At 49.8% G+C, this 8,651-nt stretch carries 8 protein-coding genes and 3 pseudogenes; 9 read left to right on the top strand and 2 right to left on the bottom strand.

Translation table 11 applies throughout. The features are described 5' to 3' along the window. Positions 1-99, top strand: a pseudogene (locus IKE44_RS09760) (IS982 family transposase); the annotation flags it as partial. 159 nt (positions 100-258) lie between these two features. Here IKE44_RS09760 and IKE44_RS09755 read toward each other — a convergent pair. Continuing rightward, complete coding sequence (locus IKE44_RS09755) at positions 259-573, bottom strand: hypothetical protein (protein ID WP_049625046.1); 315 nt, start codon at positions 571-573, stop codon at positions 259-261. A 214-nt stretch (positions 574-787) separates the two neighbouring features. On the opposite strand from IKE44_RS09755, the pseudogene IKE44_RS09750 reads away from it, so the two are divergent. The 8 genes and pseudogenes from IKE44_RS09750 to copZ all read left to right on the top strand — a co-directional run. Then, positions 788-1,168, top strand: a pseudogene (locus IKE44_RS09750) (electron transfer flavoprotein subunit alpha/FixB family protein); the annotation flags it as partial. A gap of 7 nt (positions 1,169-1,175) precedes the next feature. After that, positions 1,176-2,366: pseudogene (locus IKE44_RS09745) on the top strand (FAD-dependent oxidoreductase); the annotation flags it as partial. Between the two features lie 30 nt (positions 2,367-2,396). Continuing rightward, positions 2,397-2,597 (top strand): hypothetical protein, encoded by a 201-nt coding sequence (locus IKE44_RS09740; RefSeq protein ID WP_094239759.1) that lies wholly within the window; start codon positions 2,397-2,399, stop codon positions 2,595-2,597. A 115-nt stretch (positions 2,598-2,712) separates the two neighbouring features. Continuing rightward, positions 2,713-4,155, top strand: coding sequence for a glycoside hydrolase family 1 protein (locus IKE44_RS09735; RefSeq protein WP_014195217.1), 1,443 nt, complete (start codon positions 2,713-2,715; stop codon positions 4,153-4,155). Positions 4,156-4,291: 136 nt separating this feature from the next. Further along, positions 4,292-4,843 carry an NADPH-dependent FMN reductase gene (locus tag IKE44_RS09730; protein ID WP_049625055.1) on the top strand — a complete coding sequence of 184 codons (552 nt, stop codon included), beginning with the start codon at positions 4,292-4,294 and terminating at the stop codon, positions 4,841-4,843. Between the two features lie 148 nt (positions 4,844-4,991). Beyond that, the gene (locus IKE44_RS09725) at positions 4,992-5,303 is read left to right on the top strand and encodes a metal-sensing transcriptional repressor (protein WP_287465750.1); all 312 of its coding nucleotides are present in this window, start codon (positions 4,992-4,994) and stop codon (positions 5,301-5,303) included. 15 nt (positions 5,304-5,318) lie between these two features. Then, a complete protein-coding gene (locus IKE44_RS09720) occupies positions 5,319-7,715 on the top strand; it encodes a heavy metal translocating P-type ATPase (protein WP_064213583.1) in 2,397 nt (798 codons plus the stop codon). A 21-nt stretch (positions 7,716-7,736) separates the two neighbouring features. Then, positions 7,737-7,940 carry a copper chaperone CopZ gene (gene copZ / locus IKE44_RS09715; RefSeq protein ID WP_033015735.1) on the top strand — a complete coding sequence of 68 codons (204 nt, stop codon included), beginning with the start codon at positions 7,737-7,739 and terminating at the stop codon, positions 7,938-7,940. A gap of 195 nt (positions 7,941-8,135) precedes the next feature. Here the strand turns inward: copZ and IKE44_RS09710 are convergent. Then, the coding region (locus IKE44_RS09710; protein WP_287465747.1) for a multicopper oxidase domain-containing protein at positions 8,136-8,651 on the bottom strand (516 nt) is incomplete at its 5' end.

The following is an 8,651-nucleotide window of genomic DNA, read 5'->3' as shown; positions in this document are numbered from 1 at the left end:
ACGGGGATCCGAGCCAATTCGATTATCGGATTTGAAGTGGCACTAGACGGTATATTGTTAGCTTATTCCCTGGTTACACTTGGGCTAGTTGAGCGCTAAAGCTCAACTAGCACCACGGGTGGATAAATCATCAGCTTCTCTTCCGTCTTCGTGCGCGGCCGGGCAGGAGGGGATTTGATCGGGATCGAAGAAGCCGAGATGCAAAAATCAAAGCCGCGCTTGACTCGCAGTCAAACGCGGCTTTCGGATGAAGGAAAACTAGCGAATGGATTCAAGCTGCTTGGCCAAATGGTGAAGTTTTTTCTCGTGCTGGATGGTTTTGGACGCGAGGAAATGGACGGTTTCTTGCGTTTCGGTCAGCTCTACGCGCAAGCCAGCGAATTTTTGTTCGAGTCGGTCGAACCGCTCGTTCACCTCGGCGCGAAATTGCTGCATCTCCGCTCTCAGCTGGTTGGCCGTTTCTTGCATTTCCGCTCTCAGCTGACTTCCCATTTCGTCAATTTGGGTGCGGATGTCGCGGGAAAATATTTTCAGCGCCTCGACCACTTCTTTCACCACCGTATCGCGCTCCATGCTTGTTCCCCTCCTCTTTTTTGATTATACGACGTGAAGCAGGGAAAAGAAAAGGACGTTTTGAATAAGATTTTTCTCTGTTAATGGATGGTTGGCTTGAGTTGCGGCGTCGTGATTGGTCCATGATCATGGTGGCGTTTTGAGGGAACAGGTGGCTCGGCTTATTTTTTGTAATTTTTAACAAATATAACCCGAGTTCGACAGTTTTGAGGCCATTTTAGGCAATAGGAATGCTTGTTTCTATCAGAGGAAGGTGACTCCTGTTTCCTTGGAGTTGCTTGGAGCCGGGCGGACGCTGGCGGATAAACGCGGCACCGAGCTTGGCGGAGTGCTGATTGGAAGTGGTGTCAAACCGCTTGCGTCGACGTTGTTTGCCTATGGGGCGGGTGTCGTTTATGTATACGACGATCCGATTTTTGCCCATTACCGGACCGAGTCGTATATGCGCGCTTTGCTTGACTGTTGTCAAAAGTATAAACCGGAAGTGCTGCTGTACGGGGCGACGCCGACAGGGAAAGACTTGGCGAGCGCCATTGCCACTGATTTGCCGACCGGACTGACGGCGGATACGACGATTCTTGATATCGAGGAGGAAATCCGCCATGCCTGAAAAATTTGATTGTATCGTCGTCGGAGCGGGGCCGGCCGGAACGGCGTGCGCCTATGAGCTTGCCAAAGCCGGGGTCAACGTATTATTGCTTGAGCGCGGCGAATATCCAGGATCGAAAAACGTCATGGGCGGCGTGCTCTATCGAAAAATGATGGAAGGCATTATTCCGGAGTTTTATAAAGAGGCCCCGCTCGAGCGGCCGATCGTTGAGCAGCGGTTTATGCTGATGGATAAAGAGTCGGCGGTGACGTTCAGCTATAAAGGATTGGAGTGGGGACGCGAGCCGTACAACAACTTTACCGTTTTGCGGGCGAAGTTTGACCAATGGTTTGCCGAGAAAGCAGTCGAACAAGGGGCGTTGCTCGTTTGTGAAACGGTGGCACTCGAATGCATCGTTGAAAAAGGCCGCGTCGTCGGTGTCCGCACCGACCGCCCGGACGGCGAGGTGTATGCCGATGTCGTCGTGCTGGCGGACGGCGTGAACTCGCTTTTGGCGAAACAGCTCGGGTTTCACCGCGAATGGCGGCCGGATGAAGTCGCGCTCGCAGTGATGGACATTGTCAAGCTCGATAAAAAAGTGATCGAAGAACGTTTCAACCTTGATCCGGAGCAAGGATGCACGATCGAGCTGCTCGGCGATGCAACAAAAGGCATATTAGGAACCGGATTTTTATACACCAATAAAGACACCTTAAGCATCGGCGTCGGCATGCTGCTTTCCGGGCTGATCAAACATAAAATCAAACCGTACGAGCTGCTCGAATATGTCAAAAACCATCCGATGATCCGGCCGTATCTCCAAGGGAGCGAGCCGGTCGAGTACTTGGCGCATTTGATCCCGGAAGGCGGCTACCACTCGATGCCGAAAGTGGTCGGGGACGGTGTGCTTGTCGTTGGGGATGCCGCTCAGCTCGTCAACGCCATTCACCGCGAAGGATCGAACATGGCGATGACTTCCGGACGCCTGGCAGCCGAAACGATCATTATGGCAAAAACGTACAACGATTTCTCGGAGAGCATGCTTGACCATTATCGACTGAAACTGATGGAGAGCTTTATTGTCCAAGACTTGAAGAAGTATAAAGATGCAACCCATCATTTTGATGCGTTCCCGCAATATTTTGAACGCTACATTCCGCTGCTCAACCGGGCGGCCAGCCACATGTTTACGGTCGATGGGGCACGGGATCGTCTTTCGGCTAGGGTGATCGTTATGTTCCACATCGGGGATTGTGTCATTTTTGCCTGTGATGGGGCGAGGGGAATCGTGCTTGAAATGAATGATCACTCTTGCCACGTGTTATGGGAAGACCGTTTCGTCAGTTGGGAGAAAAAAGAGCTGTTAACGGTCGATGTGGAGTTGACGAAAAGGCAAACGATTCGTGTTTCTTCCGATGTCAACCACCTGTTGTAAGGGTGGTTTTTTATGGGGGAGAAGAAACAGCGGAATGAAGCATTCGTCGGTGTAGGCGGAGCGGCGTTTGTGGTAAGCTAGTGGGGAGGAATACTTGCACAGGAGGGACTGACTAGTGGTTACAACGAACGAGGCGTTTCCCACCAACTTTTTATGGGGAGGAGCGACGGCGGCCAACCAGATCGAAGGAGGATTTGGCGAAGGAAACAAAGGGGTAAGCATTGCCGATGTGCTTCCGGGAGGAAAGATGAGGCAACAACTGCTTAGGGAAAAAGGGTTGCAGTTTGCCATTGATAAGGAGAAGTACACATACCCGAACCATGAAGCGATCGACTTTTACCACCGGTATAAAGAGGATATAGCCCTGTTTGCTGAGATGGGATTTAAAGCGTTCCGCCTATCGATCGCCTGGACGCGCATCTTCCCGAACGGCACCGAGCTTGAGCCAAATGAAGAAGGGCTTGCCTTCTATGATCGGGTGTTCGATGAGTTACATAAATACGGGATTGAGCCGGTGGTGACGATTTCCCATTATGAAATGCCGCTCCATTTGGCCAAAGAATACGGTGGCTGGCGGAGCCGCGAACTGGTAACGTTGTTTGAACGTTACGCCAAGGTGATTTTCCAGCGTTATAAAGATAAAGTGAAATATTGGCTGACGTTTAACGAAATAAACGGTGCGCTCCATTTTCCGCTCATGAGCATGGGATTTGTGCCGGAAAGCGAAGAGACGAAATATCAAGAGTTGTTTCAAGCGTTCCATCATCAATTTGTCGCCAGCAGCCTGGCGGTGAAGGCGTGCCGCGAGATCATTCCGGACGCAAAAATCGGCTGCATGATTCTCGCCGCCCCGGTGTACCCGTACGACTGCAATCCAGAAAACGTCATGCATGCACTTGAAGAGGAGCGGCTGTTGAATTTCTTTTGCGCCGACGTTCAAGTGCGCGGCGAGTATCCATCCTTTATGAAACGCGTGTTCGACGAGCGCGGGGTGAAACTCGATATTCGCGACGGGGATTTGGAACTGATCAAGAAGCATACGGTCGACTATATCGGTTTAAGCTACTATATGTCCGTCACCCAGAAAAAAGACAAGATGGATGATGAGCTCATCCCCGGCAGCGTATTTGATGGGGTGAAAAACCCGTTCCTTAAAGCGAGCGACTGGGGCTGGGAGATCGACCCTATAGGGCTGCGCATCATTTTAAACCGGTTGTACGATCGGTATCGCGTACCGCTTTTTATTGTGGAAAACGGGCTTGGGGCGCATGACAAAGTGGAAGAAGACGGCTCGATTCACGACGATTACCGCATTGACTATTTGCGCCGTCATATCGAAGCAGCGCGTGAAGCGATCGCCGATGGCGTCGAATTGATTGGCTATCTCGTATGGGGCTGCATTGACCTCGTGAGCGCCTCGACCGGCGAGTTTTCAAAACGGTACGGGTTGATTTACGTCGATAAACACGATGACGGCAGCGGCACGCTCGAGCGGAGAAAGAAAAAGTCGTTTGATTGGTATCAAAACGTCATCGCGACGAACGGGGAAGAGTTATAATGGGAATGACCGCAAGGGGAATTTGAAGCAAAAGGCAGCTGATGGAATCGAATGGCAAAATAGTAAGGGAATGCGCGCTCGCCTTGCGCTGCGGGGGAAATTGACCATCAACCCCATTTGAAGGAGGACGAAAATGATGAACATTGTGGCTCTTGTCGGAAGCTTGCGAAAAGACTCATATAACCGGAAATTAGCGGAGTTTATGCGAGAACGGTACAAAGACAAATTCCAATTGGACATTGCCGATATCGGCGCTTTGCCGCATTACAATCAAGACGATGAACTCGATCCGCCCGAAGTCGTGGCGGCATTCAAGCGGCAAGTGGCGGATGTGGACGGGGTTTTGATCGTGACACCGGAGTACAATTGGTCCGTTCCCGGCGTGCTGAAAAACGCGCTAGATTGGCTGTCGCGTGTGGACAAAGTGTTGGTCAATAAACCCGTGATGATTGTCGGAGTATCGACAGGGATGATGGGAACAATCCGAGCCCAGCTTCATTTGCGCCAAATCTTGCAAAGCCCGGGGCTGGCTGCGAAAGTGTTGCCGCCTGCCGGGAACGAGGTATTGATTAATTTTGTGAACCAAAAGTTCGATGAATCGGGGCAATTGACGGACGCAGCAACGATCCAATTGTTGGATCAGGTGATCGAACGGTTTGTTCAATGGATTGCCCAAAGCGGACGGTGAGCACCGTTCGCTTTTTCTTTCGGTAGGCAATGAGTCCGAGTCAGCTGAACAATTGGCTTGATGATGGTGGGCATGATTTGTATTAAGGAGCTTATGTTGCGTTTTATACCCATTACCGGTATAATGTAATGAAAAGAGGTGATGTTTGATGAACCATTATGAAGATCATCATGTGGATAAAAAAATGGTTCCACGAACGGAACAGGAAATCGAACGCATTATCAAGCGCTTGAAGCGCATCGAAGGACAAGTGCGCGGGGTGCAAAAAATGGTGGAGGACAATCGGTATTGCATCGATAGTTTAGTGCAAATTTCTGCGATCAGAGCGGCGTTGAACCAAGTCGGGCTGCAGCTGCTTGAACGCCACGTGAGCCATTGCGTGGCGAAAGCGATCCGTGAAGGGAGCGGAGACGAATCGATTCGCGAATTGATGGATGTGATGAAACAATTTTCAAAGTAAGGGGGGAAACGGGAAATGGGGGAGCCGAAAACCGTGACGCTGAAGGTGACCGGCATGACATGTGCCGCGTGCGCCAATCGGATTGAGAAAGTATTAAATAAGATGGATGGCGTCAAAGCCCATGTCAATTTGGCCACGGAAAAAGCCACGATTCAATACGATCCATCAAAACAAACGATCGCCGATATCGAAACGAAAATTGAGAATTTGGGGTATGGCGTTGCGACGGAAAAAGTGACGCTTGATATTGAAGGAATGACATGTGCGGCCTGTGCGACGCGGATTGAAAAAGGGTTAAATCGGATGGAAGGTGTGACAAGCGCTGCTGTCAACTTGGCGACAAACAGCGCGGTGGTCGAATACAAGGAGGGTGTTGCATCTGTCGAAGACATTTTAGAGAAAATCAAAAAGCTTGGGTATAAGGGGCAAATTCGAAACGAAGAACAAGACGATGCTGGCCGGAAAGAAGAGCGGTTGAAACAAAAACAACGGCAACTTGCCATTTCCATCATCTTATCGTTGCCGCTGCTCTATACGATGTTTGCCCATATGCCGTTTGATATCGGCTTGCCGATGCCGCATCTGTTGATGAACCCGTGGTTCCAGCTTCTTTTCGCTACACCGGTTCAGTTCTACATCGGCGGTCCTTTCTATGTCGGGGCGTACCGGGCGTTGCGAAACAAGAGCGCGAACATGGACGTCCTAGTGGCGCTTGGAACATCGGCCGCGTACGTTTACAGCTTGTATGAAGCGTTGCGAACGCTTGGGAATCCTCAATATATGCCAAGGTTGTATTTTGAAACAAGCGCCGTCTTGATTACGCTTGTGCTTGTCGGCAAATACGTTGAGGCTCTTGCGAAAGGGCGGACAACGGAAGCGATTTCAAAGCTCCTTAGCTTGCAGGCAAAGGAAGCTACTGTCATCCGTCATGGGGAAGAAAGAAAAGTTCCGCTCGAGGAAGTGGTGATCGGCGATACGATTGTTGTCAAGCCAGGAGAAAAAATACCGGTGGACGGTACGGTCATCGCCGGAGCATCCTCCGTAGACGAATCGATGATTACCGGTGAATCGATTCCGGTTGATAAAAAGGAAGGCGACTATGTGATCGGAGCGACCATGAATACAAATGGGGTGCTGACCATTCGAGCAGAAAAAGTAGGAAAAGATACAGCACTTGCCAATATCATTAAAATCGTCGAAGAGGCACAAGGTTCGAAAGCTCCGATTCAGCGGATGGCGGATGTCATTTCGGGTATTTTCGTACCAATTGTTGTCGGAATTGCGGTTGTTGCATTTATGATCTGGTACTTCTTTGCTGCGCCGGGTGATTTGGCGAAAGCGCTTGAGGCGGCCATCGCCGTTCTTGTCATCGCGTGCCCTTGTGCGCTCGGTTTGGCCACACCGACATCGATTATGGTCGGCACCGGCAAAGGGGCAGAACAGGGAATTCTCTTTAAAGGAGGTGAGTACCTAGAGAGAACGCATCAAATCAATGCCGTATTACTCGATAAAACAGGAACCGTGACAAAAGGAAAACCGGAAGTCACCGATGTGCTGGCCTTCCGCGAGGACATGCTCGATTATGCGGTTTCCGCCGAGAGCGCTTCGGAGCATCCGCTGGCTCATGCGATTGTGGAATACGGGAAGAAACAAGCGATTTCGCTGAAGCCATTGGAGCACTTCTCCGCCATTACCGGCCACGGAATTGAAGCGGTCATTGACGGAAAAAGCATCCTTATTGGGACGCGAAAATTGATGAAGGAACGCTCTGTAGCGATTTCTGTGCATGAAGATAAAATGGTAGAGCTTGAAAAACAAGGGAAAACAGTGATGCTCGTTGCCATCGATGGACAGCTTGCCGGCATCATTGCGGTCGCGGATACGGTAAAAGAAAGCTCCAAAGAAGCCATTCAAACATTAAAACAAATGGGCATCGATGTCTATATGGCAACAGGGGACAATCAACGGACAGCGGAAGCGATCGCCAATGAAGTCGGCATTGAGCATGTGTACGCCGAGGTGCTCCCGGAAGACAAAGCGAACATCGTCGAGGAATTGCAAAAGCAAGGAAAACGTGTGGCGATGGTCGGTGATGGCATTAATGACGCTCCAGCTCTTGCGAAAGCGGATATTGGGATGGCGATTGGCACGGGAGCTGATGTCGCCATCGAGACCGCGGACGTGACCTTGGTCGGCGGCGATTTGCGCCATATCCCGAAAGCCATTGAGTTGAGCCGCAAAACGATGAAAAACATTCGGCAAAATCTGTTCTGGGCGTTGTTTTATAATACGATTGGCATTCCGGTCGCCGCTTTCGGATTATTGGAGCCATGGATCGCGGGAGCGGCGATGGCATTCAGCTCTGTATCGGTTGTGACAAACGCGCTTCGTTTGAAACGCGTGAAACTATAAACATTCAAGGAGGAATGGACGATGACCATTACATTACAAGTACAAGGAATGACATGCGGACATTGCAAAGCAGCGGTGACCAATGCCCTTCAAGCGTTGGATGGCGTCGGCCGTGTAGAAGTGCATTTGCAAGAAGGAACTGTCGATGTGGAGTATGATGAAACAAAGGTCAGCGTAGAAAAACTGAAAGAAGCGATTGAAGAGCAAGGATATGATGTGAAATAACATACGGAAGGTGCCCCGAAGTGATGACGGGGCACTTTTTTATCTAGAACGTAGCGGGTCTCGGCTGGGGAAAGTTTTTTCTCTTCTTGAAGAATATCGAGAAAGCGAGATGTTATAATGAAAGTAACAAGCGCGGAAAAAAAGAGGGACTGACCCAAAACGCATTTGTGTTTTGGGTCAGCCCCTTCAGCTTTTTTATTCACCTTTATTCGTTGTGTCATTCGGATCTGGGGTATAGTCCGATTTGTAATCGGTATATTTTACTTGTGTGACCATTCCGGCTGAAGCATGGTGCAAGTCATGGCAATGGAACATCCAATTTCCCGGATTATCCGCTTTAAACGCGACGACATATTCTTCACCAGGGTTTACATTTAAGGAATCCTTTATCAATGGAGAGCCTGTGACCGGCTTGCCGTTTTTGCTTAACACTTGGAAGAAATGGCCGTGTAAATGCATCGGATGTACATCCGTAGGTGAATTGTTCACGATTTTTACTTTTACGAAATCTCCTGTCTTCACATGAATAGGCGCTGTGTCAGGATACGTTTTCCCATTAATCGTGAAAATCATGCCATTTTTGCCCATGGCCGTTCCTAAATCCATTGTATACTCTACATCATATTTTTGGTCTAACGTAAATGGACCTGTCTCATATTTTCCGTATTTTGTAATATCTACCACAGGGAGATTTTCTTTTGCGTTCGCTTT

It is taken from the genome of Geobacillus sp. (assembly GCF_017515625.1).
GTDB lineage: Bacteria > Bacillota > Bacilli > Bacillales > Anoxybacillaceae > Geobacillus > Geobacillus stearothermophilus.
Note: the sequence above shows the minus strand (reverse complement) of the source record. Positions and strands in the feature narration are given on the sequence as shown.

Coding starts and splice junctions, on each gene's coding strand:
- IKE44_RS09755 (WP_049625046.1), bottom strand. CDS start 573: ATGGAGCGCGATACGGTGGTGAAAGAAGTGGTCGAGGCGCTGAAAATA.
- IKE44_RS09740 (WP_094239759.1), top strand. CDS start 2,397: ATGTTCCACATCGGGGATTGTGTCATTTTTGCCTGTGATGGGGCGAGG.
- IKE44_RS09730 (WP_049625055.1), top strand. CDS start 4,292: ATGAACATTGTGGCTCTTGTCGGAAGCTTGCGAAAAGACTCATATAAC.
- IKE44_RS09725 (WP_287465750.1), top strand. CDS start 4,992: ATGAACCATTATGAAGATCATCATGTGGATAAAAAAATGGTTCCACGA.
- IKE44_RS09720 (WP_064213583.1), top strand. CDS start 5,319: ATGGGGGAGCCGAAAACCGTGACGCTGAAGGTGACCGGCATGACATGT.
- copZ (WP_033015735.1), top strand. CDS start 7,737: ATGACCATTACATTACAAGTACAAGGAATGACATGCGGACATTGCAAA.